The 17,243-nt window shown below is 30.6% G+C and carries 17 protein-coding genes; all 17 read left to right on the top strand.

From position 1 onward, the window contains the following. The first annotated feature begins 197 nt into the window (after positions 1 to 197). Positions 198 to 800 carry a Holliday junction branch migration protein RuvA gene (gene ruvA, locus CM240_RS09975; protein ID WP_044038917.1) on the top strand — a complete coding sequence of 201 codons (603 nt, stop codon included), beginning with the start codon at positions 198 to 200 and terminating at the stop codon, positions 798 to 800. Between the two features lie 10 nt (positions 801 to 810). After that, positions 811 to 1,845 (top strand): Holliday junction branch migration DNA helicase RuvB, encoded by a 1,035-nt coding sequence (gene ruvB, locus CM240_RS09970; protein WP_044038916.1) that lies wholly within the window; start codon positions 811 to 813, stop codon positions 1,843 to 1,845. A gap of 5 nt (positions 1,846 to 1,850) precedes the next feature. After that, positions 1,851 to 2,873, top strand: a complete 1,023-nt coding sequence (queA, locus tag CM240_RS09965) for a tRNA preQ1(34) S-adenosylmethionine ribosyltransferase-isomerase QueA (protein WP_044038915.1) — start codon at positions 1,851 to 1,853, stop codon at positions 2,871 to 2,873. Between the two features lie 470 nt (positions 2,874 to 3,343). Continuing rightward, a complete protein-coding gene (gene tgt, locus CM240_RS09960) occupies positions 3,344 to 4,480 on the top strand; it encodes a tRNA guanosine(34) transglycosylase Tgt (protein WP_044038914.1) in 1,137 nt (378 codons plus the stop codon). Positions 4,481 to 4,492: 12 nt separating this feature from the next. Continuing rightward, complete coding sequence (gene yajC, locus CM240_RS09955) at positions 4,493 to 4,765, top strand: preprotein translocase subunit YajC (protein ID WP_044038913.1); 273 nt, start codon at positions 4,493 to 4,495, stop codon at positions 4,763 to 4,765. 70 nt (positions 4,766 to 4,835) lie between these two features. Then, the gene (locus CM240_RS09950; RefSeq protein WP_051483794.1) at positions 4,836 to 5,210 is read left to right on the top strand and encodes a TIGR04086 family membrane protein; all 375 of its coding nucleotides are present in this window, start codon (positions 4,836 to 4,838) and stop codon (positions 5,208 to 5,210) included. A 102-nt stretch (positions 5,211 to 5,312) separates the two neighbouring features. After that, a complete protein-coding gene (gene scfA / locus CM240_RS09945) occupies positions 5,313 to 5,450 on the top strand; it encodes a six-cysteine ranthipeptide SCIFF (protein WP_010076961.1) in 138 nt (45 codons plus the stop codon). 77 nt (positions 5,451 to 5,527) lie between these two features. Beyond that, positions 5,528 to 6,886, top strand: coding sequence for a thioether cross-link-forming SCIFF peptide maturase (gene scfB, locus CM240_RS09940; RefSeq protein WP_044038912.1), 1,359 nt, complete (start codon positions 5,528 to 5,530; stop codon positions 6,884 to 6,886). A gap of 87 nt (positions 6,887 to 6,973) precedes the next feature. Beyond that, complete coding sequence (secD, locus tag CM240_RS09935; protein ID WP_051483793.1) at positions 6,974 to 8,269, top strand: protein translocase subunit SecD; 1,296 nt, start codon at positions 6,974 to 6,976, stop codon at positions 8,267 to 8,269. A gap of 4 nt (positions 8,270 to 8,273) precedes the next feature. Continuing rightward, positions 8,274 to 9,146 (top strand): protein translocase subunit SecF, encoded by an 873-nt coding sequence (gene secF, locus CM240_RS09930; RefSeq protein WP_044038911.1) that lies wholly within the window; start codon positions 8,274 to 8,276, stop codon positions 9,144 to 9,146. 582 nt (positions 9,147 to 9,728) lie between these two features. Further along, positions 9,729 to 10,607 carry a DHH family phosphoesterase gene (locus CM240_RS09925; protein WP_044038910.1) on the top strand — a complete coding sequence of 293 codons (879 nt, stop codon included), beginning with the start codon at positions 9,729 to 9,731 and terminating at the stop codon, positions 10,605 to 10,607. A gap of 11 nt (positions 10,608 to 10,618) precedes the next feature. Further along, positions 10,619 to 11,137 (top strand): adenine phosphoribosyltransferase, encoded by a 519-nt coding sequence (locus CM240_RS09920; RefSeq protein WP_044038909.1) that lies wholly within the window; start codon positions 10,619 to 10,621, stop codon positions 11,135 to 11,137. A 148-nt stretch (positions 11,138 to 11,285) separates the two neighbouring features. Next, entirely contained in the window at positions 11,286 to 13,454 is a 2,169-nt protein-coding gene (locus CM240_RS09915; RefSeq protein ID WP_044038908.1) for a RelA/SpoT family protein, read from the top strand. A gap of 9 nt (positions 13,455 to 13,463) precedes the next feature. Next, the gene (gene dtd, locus CM240_RS09910) at positions 13,464 to 13,913 is read left to right on the top strand and encodes a D-aminoacyl-tRNA deacylase (protein WP_044038907.1); all 450 of its coding nucleotides are present in this window, start codon (positions 13,464 to 13,466) and stop codon (positions 13,911 to 13,913) included. 12 nt (positions 13,914 to 13,925) lie between these two features. Next, the gene (locus CM240_RS09905; protein WP_044038906.1) at positions 13,926 to 14,534 is read left to right on the top strand and encodes an MBL fold metallo-hydrolase; all 609 of its coding nucleotides are present in this window, start codon (positions 13,926 to 13,928) and stop codon (positions 14,532 to 14,534) included. 9 nt (positions 14,535 to 14,543) lie between these two features. Continuing rightward, positions 14,544 to 15,965, top strand: coding sequence for a coproporphyrinogen III oxidase (locus CM240_RS09900; protein ID WP_044038905.1), 1,422 nt, complete (start codon positions 14,544 to 14,546; stop codon positions 15,963 to 15,965). Positions 15,966 to 15,979: 14 nt separating this feature from the next. Then, positions 15,980 to 17,236, top strand: a complete 1,257-nt coding sequence (gene hisS / locus CM240_RS09895) for a histidine--tRNA ligase (protein WP_044038904.1) — start codon at positions 15,980 to 15,982, stop codon at positions 17,234 to 17,236. Positions 17,237 to 17,243: the final 7 nt, after the last annotated feature.

The raw sequence follows: 17,243 nt of genomic DNA, 5'->3' as shown, positions 1-17,243 counted from the left end.
AATATAGCTTGGACTAAAACAGTAAGTATAAAAACAACACTTAAGTATAATAGTTTTGTATATAAATAATACATATACTATTCACCATTCACTTTTCCTTAAAAATCATTCTCTTGATAAAAAACTATTTCAATGTTAAAGTATAAAATGACTAAGTATGTGAGAGGGGGAAGTCAAAGGAGTCTTTGGCGAAAAGTTTGTACGAATATATAAAAGGAATATATAAAGGATTCAAAAAAGATTACATTATTATAGAGAACCAAGGTATCGGTTATAAAATATTTACTTCGGGAAGTACAATGGCTGCTCTTCCAGACTTAGATCAAGAAGTATTTGTTTATTTAAAGCAAGTGGTTAGAGAAGATTTTATTGGATTATATGGATTTATAACAGAAGAAGAGTTAGAATTATTTAATAACCTTACAAATATAAATGGTGTAGGTGCTAAAGCGGCATTATCTATTTTATCTATTGGTAATGTAGCTAATATAAAATATGCTATAGTGTCAAATGATGAGAAGTTTATAATTAAGGCGCAAGGAATAGGGAAAAAGATAGCACAAAGAATTATATTAGAACTTAAGGATAAGTTATATAAAGAACAAATAAGTGATGGTATGACTATAGATGATATTTCAATTTTAGATAATATCGATAATAATAAGATTATAGAAGTAAGAGAAGCTTTATTAGCATTAGGATATGGAGAAAAAGAAATAGAAAAAGCTCTTAAAAAGGCTACTCTTACTGATACTATAGAAAATATTATTAAAGAAGCGTTAAGACTTCTTATGAATTGAAGGTGATTAGATGGATGATAGATTGATCTCACCAGATAGAAAAATTGGGGAAGAGGTAGAATATTCTCTAAGACCGGAAAATTTGGCAGAATACATTGGTCAAGAAAAGGTAAAAGAGAAATTGTCTATTTTTATAAAGGCAGCAAAAAAGAGAAATGAAGCTCTAGATCATGTTTTATTATATGGTCCTCCAGGGCTTGGTAAGACTACTTTAGCTAATATTATTGCTAAGGAAATGGGAGGGAATCTGAAGGTTACTTCAGGACCAGCTATTGAGAGAGCTGGCGACTTAGCAGCGATATTAACTACATTATCTCCTTTTGACGTACTTTTTATAGATGAGATTCACAGATTAAATAGATCTGTAGAAGAAATTTTATATCCTGCTATGGAAGATTATGCATTAGATATAGTTATAGGTAAAGGTGCAGCGGCAAAATCTATAAGAATAGATTTACCTAAGTTTACTTTAATTGGTGCAACTACTAGAGTAGGGCTTTTAACAGCACCACTTAGGGACAGATTTGGAGTAATGTGTTCTATGGAATTTTATAATGATAATGAACTTAAAGAAATTATAATGAGGTCTGGAGAAATCCTAGATGTTGATATGGATAGTGCTGCAGCTATGGAGATAGGTAAGAGAAGTAGAGGAACACCAAGAATAGCTAATAGATTATTAAAAAGAGTTAGAGATTATGCAGAAGTAAAATGTGATGGTGTTATTGATATAGGTAGTGCTAGAGAGGCATTAAATCTGATGGAAGTAGACAGTGAGGGCTTTGATAAGGTTGATAATAAAATTCTTAAAGCTATTATAGAATCCTTTAATGGTGGGCCAGTGGGTGTAGAAACATTATCTTATTTTATAAGTGAAGAACTAGGTACCATTGAAGATGTATATGAACCGTATCTTCTTCAAAAAGGGTTTATTGTTAGAACACCAAGGGGAAGAGTAGCAACAGATAAGGCTTATGAACATTTAGGTTATAAGAAAAATAAAAAAGATAATTCTAGTCAAATTAACTTTTTAGATAAGGAGTAATGAGTATGAAGGTTTCAGATTTCGACTTTCACCTTCCAGAAGAACTTATAGGTCAAACACCATATAAAGATAGAGATCAGTGTAGACTATTAGTTATGGATAAAGAAACAGGAGAAATTGAACATAAACATTTTTATGATATATATGATCAGTTAGAAAAAGGGGATACTTTAGTATTAAATGATACTAGAGTAATTCCTGCAAGACTTATAGGTGAAAAAGAAGATACTAAAGGAAAAATGGAGTTTCTTCTTTTAAAAAGAATAGATAAGGATAAATGGCAAACTTTAGTTAAACCTGGTAAGAGAGCAAAAATAGGTGCAACATTTGTTTTCGGTGATGGACTACTTAAGGCTAAGGTTATTGATATATCTGATGAAGGAAGTAGAATAGTAGAGTTTTACTATGAAGGTATATTTGAAGAAGTGTTAGATAAACTAGGAGAAATGCCACTTCCTCCATATATAACTGAAAAATTAGAAGATAAGGAAGCGTATCAAACAGTTTATTCTAAAAATTCAGGATCAGCTGCTGCACCAACAGCAGGACTTCATTTTACTGAAGAATTACTTGAAAGAATAAAAGAAAAAGGAATAAATATTGTTTATGTTACACTTCATGTAGGTCTTGGAACTTTTAGACCGGTAAAAGTAGAGGATATTGAAAATCACTTTATGCATTCAGAGTATTTTGAAATAAGCGAAGAAAGTGCTAAAGTGATCAATGAAACTAAAGAAAATGGTGGAAGAGTAATTTGTGTAGGTACAACGTCTATAAGAACGGTAGAATCTTCTTCTGAAAAAGGAAAGGTTATACCAGGAAGCGGATGGACAAATATCTTCATATACCCAGGTTATGAATTCAAGGTAGTAGATGCACTTATAACTAATTTCCATTTACCAGAATCTACATTACTTATGTTGGTATCAGCATTAAGTGATAGAGAGAAAATATTAAATGCGTATAATATAGCAGTAGAAGAGAGATATAAGTTCTTTTCTTTTGGAGATGCTATGTTTATAAAATAGTGCACAGTAAGGCAGTGCACAGTGCACAGTGAATGTGGTTTTTCCCCTGTGGGGAAAAACAATGTAGTCCTGCGGACGGCGAGAGTAGTTTGGGGGAGTGCAATGAAAATTGGCATTTTCATATGGCAGATATGTTGTTGTGCAGTGTGTAGGATATGTAAGATTGCAAAGTTCATTATATTATAAAAGAGCAAATGCTAGGAATCAGTGGACAGTGAAGGTGGGGTTGTCGCATTTATTGTGCAGTGACATATACTTGTGCCTATAGAACCTATAATTTAAGTCCACCACTACTTAACTAGAACAGGTACTAATATGAGCTCAATCATATATATAGTTCTATTCAAATATATAAATCTAGAAATAATAAAAAAACATAGGTATAATACTTAAAGTTGAAGAAATTCCGGAGGAATTTCAACCACAACTGTGCACTGACATGCACTGATAAGAAAGGAACGTTATTATAGATGGCAAAATATACTTTGTTAAAAAAAGATGGAAATGCTAAAAGAGGAAGATTTGAAACAGTACATGGTGTAATTGAAACTCCAGTTTTTATGAATGTTGGAACTTTAGCAGCTATAAAAGGTGCTGTTTCCTCCATGGATCTTAAGGATATAGGTTGTCAGGTAGAGTTATCTAATACTTATCATCTTCACTTAAGACCTGGTGATAAGGTTGTTAAGGCTATGGGTGGTCTTCATAAGTTTATGAATTGGGATAGACCAATTCTTACTGATTCAGGTGGATTCCAAGTTTTCTCCTTAGCATCAATGAGAAAAATTAAAGAAGAGGGTGTATATTTCTCATCTCATATTGATGGAAAGAAGATTTTTATGGGACCAGAGGAATCTATGCAGATACAATCAAACTTAGCATCTACAATTGCTATGGCTTTTGATGAATGTATACCTAATCCTTCAGAAAGGCCATATGTACTAGATTCTGTTGCTAGAACTACAAGATGGCTTGAAAGATGTAAAAATGAAATGGATAGATTAAATTCTCTTGAAGATACAATAAATAAAGATCAGCTTTTATTTGGTATAAATCAAGGTGGAATTTATGAGGATATAAGAATAGCCCATGCTAAGGAAATTGTTAAGATGGACTTAGATGGTTATGCTATAGGTGGTTTGGCAGTAGGAGAGACTCATGAAGAGATGTATAGAACCATTGATGCGGTAGCACCTCATATGCCAGAAAATAAACCACTATACTTGATGGGGGTAGGTCTTCCAAGTAACATATTAGAGGCGGTAGATAGAGGTGTAGATTTCTTTGATTGTGTTTTACCTGCTAGAAATGGTAGACATGGTCATGTATTTACAGCTCATGGTAAGATAAATCTTAAGAATGCTAAGTATGAGTTAGATTCTACACCAATAGATGAAGGCTGTCAGTGTCCAGCATGTAAGCATTATAGTAAGGCTTATATAAGACACTTATTTAAGGCTAAAGAATTATTAGCTATGAGACTTTGTGTTCTTCATAATCTTTATTTCTATAATAAACTTATGGAAGATATCAGAGCTGCAATAGATGGCGGCTACTTTAAGTCGTTCAAAGAAGAAAAACTTGCTAGTTGGCAAGGGAAAGCGTAGGAGGATGAAACCATGCAATGGATGCAATTACTTTTCCCAATAGTATTATTAGGGTTAATGTATTTAATGATTTTTTTACCGGAGTCAAAGAGAAGAAAGAAATTTGCTAAGATGTTAAGTGATATTAAGGTCAATGATAAGATAATGACTAAAGGCGGTATAATTGGTAAAATAGTAAAGATTCAAGATGATACTATTGTAATAGTGTCAGGTCCAGATAAGGTTAAAATTGAATTTACTAAAGAGGCTATAGGTACAGTTCTTACTGATGAAGTAGCTAAATAAAAAATTATAGTATAAAACATCCCTCTTTTTCATAGATATTTAATATGTATGAAAAAGGGGGGTGTTCTTTTTGGAGGTAAAAGTGGGATACGGAAATTGTTTTAAAGGGGTTTTTAGAGCATTTGTTGTTACGGTGATAGCATTATTTGTACTTGCTATAATTACTAATTTTTTAGACGTATCAGATGGGGTTAAATCAAGTTCATTGCTTATTATATCTTTACTATCAGTTGTGTATGGTTCTATATATTCAGCAAGAAAGAATGGAAAAAATGGTTGGATTAATGGTATGATAGTAGCACTATTTTATATGATGATTTTTTATGTATTAGCAGGTATAGCAGGGAGAGGTTTTGCTTTTAATTATAGAGATGCTTTGAGGGTAATTATTGCATTAGTATCTGGTACTTTATCAGGAATGCTTGGCATAAATACAAGAGATTAACAGAATCACATTCTATGTAATATGTCAAGGTACTATAGTGTTTATTTTGCAAGAATATTGTGGTATAATTACCATGGTAATGTTCAGAATGGAGGAATATATATGAAACATATAAAGACTATCAATAAGACTAACATTAAAAATAGCTTAAAGAAACCAGGATGCAAAGAATGTGCTAACTCATGCCAATCAGCATGTAAAACTTCTTGTACAGTTGCAAACTTAGCTTGCGAAAATTAATTCTAAGGCAGTAACTAAGGTTACTGCTTTAAGTTTTTATATAGATATATTTATAGCTAAATTGAGGAGGATGGAATATGGCTTTAGTTCATAAGTTTAAACAAGGAGAAGAGTATATAGTATTAGATGTAAATTCAGGAGCAGTACATGCAGTAGACGAATTAGTTTACGACATAATAGAAGATGAAGGATTAGAAGAAAAAGAAGTAGTTTTAAAGAAGCTAGAAGGAAAATATCCTGCAGAAGCTATTTCAGAAGCTTATGATGAAATAGAAGAGCTTGTTAAAGAGGATATGTTGTATTCAAAAGATCAATATGAAGATATAGCTCATAATTCTATGGATGATGAAGATTATATAAAAGCTGTATGTTTAAACATAATTCATGACTGTAACTTAAGATGTAAGTATTGTTTCGCAGATGAAGGTGAATATCATGGGCATAAAGGAAGAATGTCTTTAGATGTTGCAAAGAAGGCAATTGATTATGTTATAAAGAAGAGTGGGCCAAGAAGAAATATAGAGATAGATTTATTTGGTGGAGAGCCATTAATGGCATTAGATGTTATAAAGCCACTTATAGCTTACGCTAGGGAAGAAGAAAAGAAATATAATAAAAATATAAGATTTACAATGACTACTAATGGTACTTTATTAAATGAAGAAACTATGAAGTTTTTAGATAAAGAAATGGGTAACATAATTTTATCTATCGATGGTAGAAAATGTGTAAATGATTCTGTAAGAGTTAGAGCTGATGAAAGCGGATGTTATGATAATATCTTACCTAAAATAAAAGAGATGGTTAAGAATAGAGATAATAGCAAACAATATTATGTAAGAGGTACTTTTACTAGAAATAATACTGATTTCTATGAAGATGTTATGCACTTAGCTAATGAAGGATTTGATGAGATATCAATAGAACCAGTTGTTTTAGAAGATAGTCATGAATTATCATTAAGAGAAGAAGATTTGGATACAATTTTTAAATCTTATGATGATTTATACAATGAAATGAGAAGAAGAAAAGAAGAGAATGATGAAGAATTCAAATTCTATCATTTCAACATAGATCTTCAAGGAGGTCCTTGTGTTTATAAGAGAATATCTGGTTGTGGTGCAGGATATGAATATATAGCAATAACTCCAGAAGGAGATATATACCCATGTCATCAATTTGTTGGTAAAGAAGAGTTTAAATTAGGGGATATATATGATACTGATAAATTTGATGCTAAGATGTCAAAGGAATTTAAGAAAGCTCACATATATAATAAACCAAAATGCAGAGAGTGTTGGGCTAAATTCTATTGTTCAGGGGGATGTCAAGCAAATAACTTTAACTTTAATGGGGATATGAAGATTCCGTATGATTTAGGTTGCAAAATGCAAAAAAAGAGAATAGAATGTGCGATTGCTTTAAAAGTAATTTAAAAATGTAAACTTTATCATATTGAATAAGTTATCAAGAAAGTTTATAATTACCATATAAGCATAAAAGGCTACAAAAGGAGGAACAAAATGGAACACTTGACTAAAAAAGGTAAAAAAACAGTGAAAAAAGAGCCTAATCGAAAAAGAAGAAGTCTAATTAAATTGTTAATTATAGTAATTGTTACAGCTATTTTAGGCTATTCAGCTTCTTTTGGGTTGACATTTGGCTTTGGAACTCAACAGTATAGGATAAAACCTATGGATGAGATTCTTGGAAAAGGATTAGATTTGGTTGGTGGTGTATCTATCTTAGAGGAGATAGAAGGAGAATCAACTAATGACCAAGTTAATCAAACTATAGAAATGTTGAACTTAAGATTAAATAAATTTGGAGTTTCAGAAACTTCTGTAACTAAAGAAGGGGATAACAGAATCAGAATTGAAGTTCCAGGAAAGTATGATGCAAATGAAATATTAGAGTCAGTGGCGAAAACAGGGAAATTAACTTTTAATAGTCCTGATGGTGAAGAATTATTAACGGGGTCAGATGTTAAAAAAGCAGAGGCTGGGTATGATAGTAGTAATCAACCAATTATCCAATTAACTTTGACTAAAGAAGGGACTACTAAGTTTGCAGAAGCAACAAAAACATATTTAAATCAACAAATATCAATAAAAATGGATGATGATGTTTTAACATCGCCAACAGTTCAAGCAGAAATAACTGATGGAAAAGCTCAAATTACAGGAAGTTCTACTTTAAAAGAGGCTACTCAAACAGCAGATCTTATAAATGCAGGGGCATTGCCTGTAACACTAAAGGTGGTAGAAAGTAAAACTGTAAGTGGCTCATTAGGAGTAGGGATTTTAGGTAAAACTGTAAAAGCTGGTGCTGTAGCATTAGCACTTGTATTTATTTTTATGATTACTGCCTATAGAAGACCAGGGGTTTTAGCATCAATTTCACTTATATTATTTATAGTACTTTTACTTGGTGTTTTTGCTATATCAAATGTAACATTAACATTAGCTGGAATAGCTGGTGTGCTACTAACGATAGGTATGGCACTAGATGCAAACGTACTTATTTTTGAAAGAATAAAAGAAGAGTTAAAGTCAGGTAAGGCAATTAGAGTAGCAGTGGACAATGGGTTTAAGAAAGCGTTATCTTCAATTTTAGACTCAAATGTTACAACCTTAATTTCAGGTTTTGTTCTTTACTTTGTAGGAACAGGAAGTGTTAAAGGATTTGCAATGACACTTATTTTAGGTATTTTAGTAAGTATTTTTACAGCAATTACAGTAACTCAAACATTATTAAAATGGAGTGTTACAGCTGGACTTATAAAAAAAGTATCACACTTTGGACTTAAGGGGGAGTAGTCATATGAAGATAATCGAAAGAACAAAAATTTGGTTTACTATTTCCTTAGTAGTTATTCTAATTGGAATTGGAAGTATGATATTTAAAGGGTTCAATTTAGGAATTGACTTTAAGGGAGGAACTCTTGTAGAAATTTCCATAGGTAAAGAATTTAGTAGCGATGAAGAAAAGGAAATAACAGATATAATTAAAAAGCAAGATAGTTCAGCTATAGTAACTACTGCTAATAATAACACTCAAATTGATATAAAAGCCGCAGAAGATGTATTAACTGAGGATAAGGTATCAATTATAGTTAAAGAAGTACAAGAAAAGTTTAAGGATGCTACGTTAAAATCACATGATAGAATAGGATCTTCAGTAGGTAAAGAGTTAACAAATAAAGCTCTTTTATCATCTTTAATTTCAATAGTTCTTATACTTGTATATGTTGGATTTAGATTTGAGTTTAAGTTTGGTGCTGCTGCTATTATAGCATTAGTTCATGATATACTTATTACATTAACAGTGTATTCATTATTCTCAATATCAGTAGATTCTCCATTTATAGCAGCTATGCTTACTGTACTTGGATATTCTATAAATGATACTATTGTTGTTTTTGATAGAATAAGAGAAAACTTAAAGAGAATGAGAAAGAAGACTATCGAAGAAATTGCAGATGAATCTATAAATCAAACAATTAGAAGATCACTATACACCAGTCTTACAACATTAATAACTATCACTACTATTACAGTAATGGTACCAGAAATAAGAAACTTTGGTACTCCATTAATAATAGGTATAGCTTCTGGTGCATATTCTTCAATATTTATAGCATCACCACTTTGGGTAATATTTAAGAAACATGGCAAGAAAAAAGTTAAAATTTAGATGACATTGAGACTGTGCATACAAATATTGTTATGCACAGTCTTTTTTTAGGACACAAGTGGCAGGGCACAGGTGTGAAGGCACAAGGCACAGGTATGGAAGAAATTCTGTAAGAATTTCTTGAATTGTAAGTGCATAAGTTATGGGTATAGAGTTGGATTAGTTTTCTTAAGGTAGTTATATTTAATACAAAACTATTACAGGGAGGGCTAATGAAAGCTGTGCTTTCATGTAGCTTGGACTAAAGCTTATGGAGTTATAGTAAGTATAAAAACAACACTTAAGTATAATAGATTTATATATGCGCTAAATATATAAATATAATTAAGAAATGTGAATTGCGAATTATATTTGCTGTCAGTAGGACTATAATATTTTCCTTCTTCGGAGGAAAATTAACATTACTTGTGCCTTCTAACTTGTGCCATAAATGTGAATTGTTAATTATATAAGAAAGTACAAAATTTGTACTAGTATTTTATAAAATATATAAATGATAAGGCTTAATTATAAAAAATATTTGTCAAAACATTCTTTTAAAGCTATAATATATTTGCTTTGACTATTTTGGAGGTTAACAGTATGGAGTATGTTTTGAGAAAACAACAAGGAATGAATGAAATAGGCCAAATTGAATATAATCCATATTTGATGAAAAATATGAGTGAGTCTGTAGAACGACTATCTAGAGCTATAAACAATAGGGAAAAGATAGTTATTTATGGATATTATGATGTAGATGGAATAACAGCAGTTTCTTTATTATTGCTTTTACTTAAATATCTTAATGCAGATGTAGAATATTTTATTCCAGAGAATATTATGGATGAGAGAGAATTGTCCTATGAAGTTGTAAAAAATCATATAAAGTTTTTAGGGGCCAATCTCATTATAACAGTAGGTTGTGGAATAAATTCATATTCAGCAATAGAACATTGCAAAGAGTTAGGGATTGATGTTATAGTCACAGATCATAGAAAATGCCAAGGGTTAATTCCTGATACATATGTACTAAATCCTAAACAAAGTAGTTGTGGTTATCCATTTAAAGAATTAAGTGGTGCAGGGATAGCATATAAGCTTGCTATGGCAATATCTATGGAGTATAAGGCAAAATGTGCTTATAAATACTTAGATTTATGTATGCTTGGAACTATTTCTTCAGATACTCCAATAATAAATGAAAATAAGACTATAGTAGAGCGTGGTATACAACATTTATGTAATACAAAGAATCATGGAATAAAAGCTCTTATTAAAGAGAATAATGTATTTGACATAAATGAAGCTGCAGCATATAAATTAGCTTTTACTGTAATTCCGAGAATTAATGCAATAGGAAGAATGGATGATGCGCGTATAGCTGTGGAGCTGTTTACTACGGAGGATCAAGATAGAGCTAGTCAAATTGCTAAATATCTTATTAAAGAAGTTAGAATAAATAAAAATTATTGTAGGTAAGGAGAATCAATATGGATTTAAAAAGCAAAATCAGGGTTATAGAAGATTTCCCAAAAGAAGGAATATCGTTTAAAGATATAACTACTTTGTTGCAAGATGGAGAGGCATTAAAATATTCTATTGATAAAATGGCTGAAAGTCTAAGAGAAAAAAATGTGGATATTGTAGTAGGACCTGAAGCTAGAGGATTCATTTTTGGAGTTCCAGTAGCGTATGCTTTAGGAGCAGGCTTTGTTCCTGTAAGAAAACCTGGTAAATTACCGGCAGAAACAATAGAAACATCATATAGTTTAGAATATGGCAGTGATACATTAGCTATACATAAAGATTCAATAAAGCCAGGTCAAAAAGTTGCAATTGTTGATGACTTATTAGCAACAGGGGGAACATTATCATCTGTAGTTAAATTAGTAGAAGAGTTAGGTGGAGAAGTAGTATCAATTAACTTTACTATAGAACTTACTGGATTAAAAGGAAGAGAAAAGTTTAAAGAGTATAATGTAGAGTCATTAATAAAATATGAATTTTAATTATTTTTGATAGAAAAAATCAGTTTTAATTTATATGTTAATATATACAAAATAAAAATTGCAAAAATATATATACTATTATATAATGATAATAAAAATATTTGGCTGGTTTTAAAAGACCAGCCTTTGATTTTAGGAGAATGATGATATGTTGGATAAGTTGCTAGAGAAAATAGATGAAAACAATACATCTATTGATAAGAAAATGGTTGAAAAAGCTTTTTATTTTGCAGAAACTGCTCACTCAGGTCAAAAAAGGGAATCCGGAGAAGACTATATAATTCATCCAGTTGAAGTAGCATGTATTCTTACAGAAATGGGCCTTGATACGTCAACTATTATTGCGGGACTTATTCATGATGTTATAGAAGATACTAAATATACATATGATGATGTGGCAGAAAAGTTTTCTATAGAAGTTGCTAATTTAGTAGATGGAGTAACTAAGCTTGGAAAAATAAAATTCCAAACTAAAGAGGAAGAACAGGCTAATAATGTAAGAAAAATGTTACTTGCTATGACAAAAGATATAAGAGTAATATTAATCAAGTTAGCAGATAGATTGCATAATATGAGAACGCTAAAATATATGCCAGAAAAGAAGCAAAAAGAGAAAGCTAAGGAAACATTAGATATCTATGCACCTCTAGCACATAGATTAGGTATATCAAAGATAAAGTGGGAATTGGAAGATTTATCATTTAGATATTTAAATCCAGAAGAATATTATGACTTAGTAGATAAAATTGCTGCTAAAAGGACAGAAAGAGAAGCGGATATAAAAGAGATTTTAAAAGAAGTATCAGAAATACTTGATAATGCAGGAATTAATGCAGAGATTGATGGAAGACCGAAACATTTCTATTCAATTTATAAAAAAATGGTCACTAAGGGTAAAAATATTGATGAAGTATTTGATTTAATGGCTTTTAGAATTATTGTCAATAGTATAAAAGATTGTTATGCTGTTTTAGGTATGGTTCATACACTATATAAACCTATTCCAGGTAGATTTAAAGATTATATAGCTATGCCTAAACCAAATATGTATCAATCATTGCATACAACAGTACTAGCTAAAGACGGTAAGCCTTTTGAAATACAAATAAGAACATTTGAAATGCATAAAACTGCTGAATATGGTATTGCAGCTCATTGGCAATATAAAGAAGGTACTACTAATATTAAAGAATCAGATCTTCAATCAAAACTTGCATGGATAAGGGAAGTTATTGAGTGGCAAAGAGAAGAAGAAAATCCAAAAGAGTTTATGGAGAATTTTAAAATAGATTTATTTTCTGATGAAGTGTTTGTATTTACACCTAGAGGAAAGGTTATAAATCTTCCACATGGAGCTACTCCAATTGATTTAGCTTATAGAATACATACTGATGTAGGTAATAGGTGTATAGGGGCTAAGGTTAATGGAAGAATTGTTTCTTTAGATTATGAACTTAAGACTGGGGAAATAGTAGAAATATTAACATCGTCTATAGAGAAAGGCCCTAACATTGATTGGCTTAGTACTGTAAAGTCAAATCAAGCAAAAACTAAGATAAGGGCTTGGTTTAAGAAACAAAAAAGAGAAGAAAATATATTAAAAGGTAAAGAACTTTTAGAAAGAGAAGCGAAAAGACAAGGCCATAATTTTGGTGAAGTTGCTAAAAGTGATATATTAGAAAAATTATTTAGAAAATATAATTTTAACAATATAGAAGACTTAGAAGTAGCAGTTGGAATTGGAAATATAATTGCAGCAAATGTAATAACGAAGCTTATAGAAGTTAGAAAACCGGAAACTAATCTTACAGTAGATGAAGTAAAAGAATCTATAACAAAAAATAAGAATAAGACTAAAAAATCTTCTAGCTATGGAATTGTGGTTAAAGGAGAAACTGATATTTATGTAAGGTATGCAAAATGTTGCAATCCTGTACCGGGTGATGAAGTTCTGGGATATATAACAAAGGGTAGAGGGGTATCAGTTCATAGAAAAGATTGCAGAAATCTATTTTCTCTTATTAATACTGATCCATCCAGAGTTGTAGAAGTAGAGTGGAGTGGAACTATTTCTGAAGAATTTGTTGCAGAAATAGATATAAGGGGAGACGATAGATTTGGTTTATTGAATGATGTTATGAAAGTAATATCAGAGACCAAAACTTCTGTAGAAGGTATTAATGCAAAAACTTCTAAGGAAGATGAAGCTCAGATTAATTTAAAGATAAGAGTAGCAGATGTTAAAACATTAAATGATCTTATCAAAAAGATAAAGAATATTAGAGGAATATATAAAGTATTTAGAACTAATAATTAAGGTGATAATATGAGAGCAGTAGTACAAAGGGTTACTTCTTCAAAAGTCACGGTAAATGGTGAAGTGGTTGGATCCATTGAAAGAGGATTTAATGTACTTTTAGGCATTAGTAAAGATGATGGAGAAGAAGATATAAAATATATAAAAGATAAAATTATTAACTTAAGAGTTTTTCAAGATGAAAATGATAAAATGAATTTATCTTTAAAAGATGTAGGTGGAGAATTATTAATTATTTCTCAATTCACTTTATATGGAGATTGTAGAAAAGGAAGAAGACCTAATTTTATGGCAGCTCTTGGTGGTAATGAAGCAGAAATATTATATAATAAATTTTTAGAAGAAATAAAAAAAGAGGGTATTAAGGTTGAGGCAGGGATATTCGGGGCAGATATGAAAGTTTCTATAGAGAATGATGGTCCTGTCACACTTATTCTAGAATCGAAGAAAGATTTTTAGGAGTGAGGATTAATGGAAATTAAATTTAGCGCTTTAGGGGCATATCAGACTAATTGCTATGTTGTTTATGATAGTGAATCATTAAATGGAATTATTATAGATCCAGGAGAATCTGCTGAGGGAGTTAATAAACTTTTGAAAGATACAAATGTAAAATTAAAAGGGATTTTGCTTACTCATGGACATGTAGATCATAGTGCTAGTGTTAATTATTTAATAAGCTTATTTCCAGAAGTTGATGTATATATAAGTTCTATTGATAATAAAAGAATGGAAAATAGAGATTTCATCTTCGGCGAAGCACCGATGGGAGATAATGTAGTACATGTAAAGGAAAATGATGAATTAGTATTTGATAGTTTAAAATTTAGAGTTATAGAAACACCAGGACATTCTGATGGAAGTGTGTGCTACTTAATAGATAATGTACTGTTTAGTGGTGATACAATTTTTAAAGGCTCATATGGAAGATTTGATTTGCCAGGTGGCGATGGAAGAGTGCTTATGAAATCTATAACAGAAAAATTATTAAAATTAGATGGAAAAACTTTAGTATATCCAGGTCATGGCCCAAGTACTACAATTGAAAAGGAAAAAATCCATTATAGTTATAATTATTAGGAGTGTAAAATGAAAATAAAATTATCAGATGAGACATATAGGTATGAGATTTATCATACAGTAGCTATATTTTATGGATATAACGAAGTAGAAGTAGTAGATAGTAATGAAAATTTTTATATAAAGGTTAATCCCTTCTCCATAGAAATAGTAGGAGAGGGGAAGAATTTTGTCTATAACTTTTTAGAAGATTTACCTGTTAAAACTAATATAAGAAATGGTATTTTTAAGTTCTTTTCAGAGATTACAGGAGTAGAAATACCATGGGGAACAATTGTAGGTATTAGACCAACGAAAAAGGTTATAATTTTAAAAGAACAAGGTCTTTCCGATGAAGAAATAGTAGACTATATGAAAAAATATCATTTTACTAGAGAAGATAAAACTAGACTTTGCTTAGATGTAGTAAATAAAGAAATCAAATTTGTTAATAAAGATAAGAATACAATTTCAATATATGTAGGTATGGCATTTTGTCCAACTAAATGTTTATACTGTTCTTTTACGTCAAATCCTATAGGAAGTAATAAGAAACTTGTATCTCCTTATTTAGAGGCATTAATGAAGGAGATAGATTTTGTAAGAGAATATGTTAAGAAAAAATCTCTTAATATAGAGACAGTGTACTTTGGTGGAGGTACTCCAACATCTGTTGATGAAAAAGAATTTGAACTAGTGATGAATAATATATACAATAGTTTTATAAAGGATTATTCTATAAAAGAGTTTACTGTAGAATGTGGAAGGCCGGACTCTATAACTAGAGGAAAACTAGAAACTATGAAGAAGTTTAATGTATCAAGAATATCAATAAATCCTCAGACTATGAATGATGATACATTAAAAGCTATAGGCAGAGGGCATACTGCCAAGGATGTTGTAGATAAGTTTAATTTAGCTAGAGAGCTAGGTTTTAATAATATAAATATGGACTTAATTGTTGGGCTTCCTGGTGAAGGTTGCAGTCATATAGATAATACAGTAAAAGCAATAGAAGATCTTAAGCCAGAAGGTATAACAGTTCATGGCCTTTCAATTAAGAAAGGATCCAATTTGGAGAGACTTATTCTTCAAGGTAAGTTATCAGCGGAACCTAATTTGGAAGAAGTTTTATATAGTTATAAAAAGATAAATGAATTAGCAACAAAGCTAAATATGAAACCATATTATATGTATAGACAAAAAAATATGGTTGGAAATATGGAGAATGTAGGATTTTCAATAGAAGGACATGAGGGCATATACAATATAGAAATGATTGAGGAAAAACAAAATATCATTGCTATAGGTAGTGATGCTGTATCAAAAATAATATTTAATGATGAAAATAGATTAGAGAGATTTCCTAATCTTAAAGATGTTAGAGAATATGTAAATAGAATAGATGAGCTTATTTTAAGAAAAGAAAAGTTTTTAAATGAGCGATGGTGATAGGAGGAAAATTTATGGCAATACAAGCACCTAAGGGTACTAAAGATTTATTACCTACAGAATCTTATAAGTGGCAATATTTAGAGGAGAACTTAAGAAAAATTGCCCATACTTATGGTTGTAGAGAGATAAGAACTCCAATTTTTGAATCTACAGAGTTATTTTTAAGAGGTGTTGGTGAAACAACAGATGTAGTTCAAAAAGAAATGTATACTTTTGAAGACAAAGGTGGAAGAAGTGTAACGTTAAAACCTGAAGGTACATCACCAGCAGTAAGAGCGTTTATAGAAAGTTCTTTATTTAATGAAGCACAGCCAACTAAGATGTACTATTTTACACCAGTGTTTAGATACGAAAATGTACAAAAAGGTAGACTTAGACAACATCATCAATTTGGTGTAGAAGTTTTTGGAGCAAAAGATGCAGCTCAGGATGCTGAAATAATTTCTCTTGCAATGTCAGTATTTAAAAATCTAGGCATTAAGGGATTAAAGCTTAATATAAACAACATAGGTTGCGAAAAATGTAGACCAAAATATAATAAAGCACTTATAGAATATTTAAATTCTTCTAAAGATGATTTATGTGGTACTTGTTTAACAAGACTTGAAAAGAATCCTCTTAGAATCTTAGATTGTAAAGTTGATAAGTGTAAAGAGATTACTAAAAATGCACCACTTATAATTGATCATGTTTGTGATGAATGTAAAGAGCATTTTGAAGAACTAAAAGGATATTTAGAAGCTCTAGGAATGGAATATACAGTAAATCCATTTATAGTTAGAGGATTAGATTATTATACAAAAACAGTTTTTGAAATAATTAATAAAGATATAACTGTTTGTGGTGGGGGAAGATATGATAGACTAATAGGAGAAGTAGGAGGACCGACTATGCCAGCAGTAGGGTTTGGTATGGGTATAGAAAGATTACTTCTTACTTTATCAGAAGAAGGAATAGAAATTCCTGAGCCTGTTCACATTCATTTATATGTAGGATCTATGGATTTAGAAAGTAAAAAGGAAGCTTTAAAATTAGCTAACAAATTAAGAGGAGAGGGTATTGCTTGTGAAATTGATGTTACAGGTAGAAATTTAAAGCCTCAAATGAAATATGCTAATAAGATAAAGGCTGCTTTCACAGTAATTCTAGGTAGTACTGAAATAGAGGAAAGAAAAGCTAATTTCAAGAGAATGAGTGATGGTGAAATAACTAATATATCTTTAGATGATATAGAAGCAATTGCAAAGTTAATAAAGGAAAGTTTATAGCAGAGGA

It is taken from the genome of Clostridium bornimense (assembly GCF_000577895.1).
Taxonomy (GTDB): Bacteria; Bacillota; Clostridia; order Clostridiales; family Clostridiaceae; genus Clostridium_AN; species Clostridium_AN bornimense.
The sequence above is the reverse complement of the archived record's forward strand: the minus strand, read 5'-3'. Positions and strand labels throughout refer to the sequence as shown.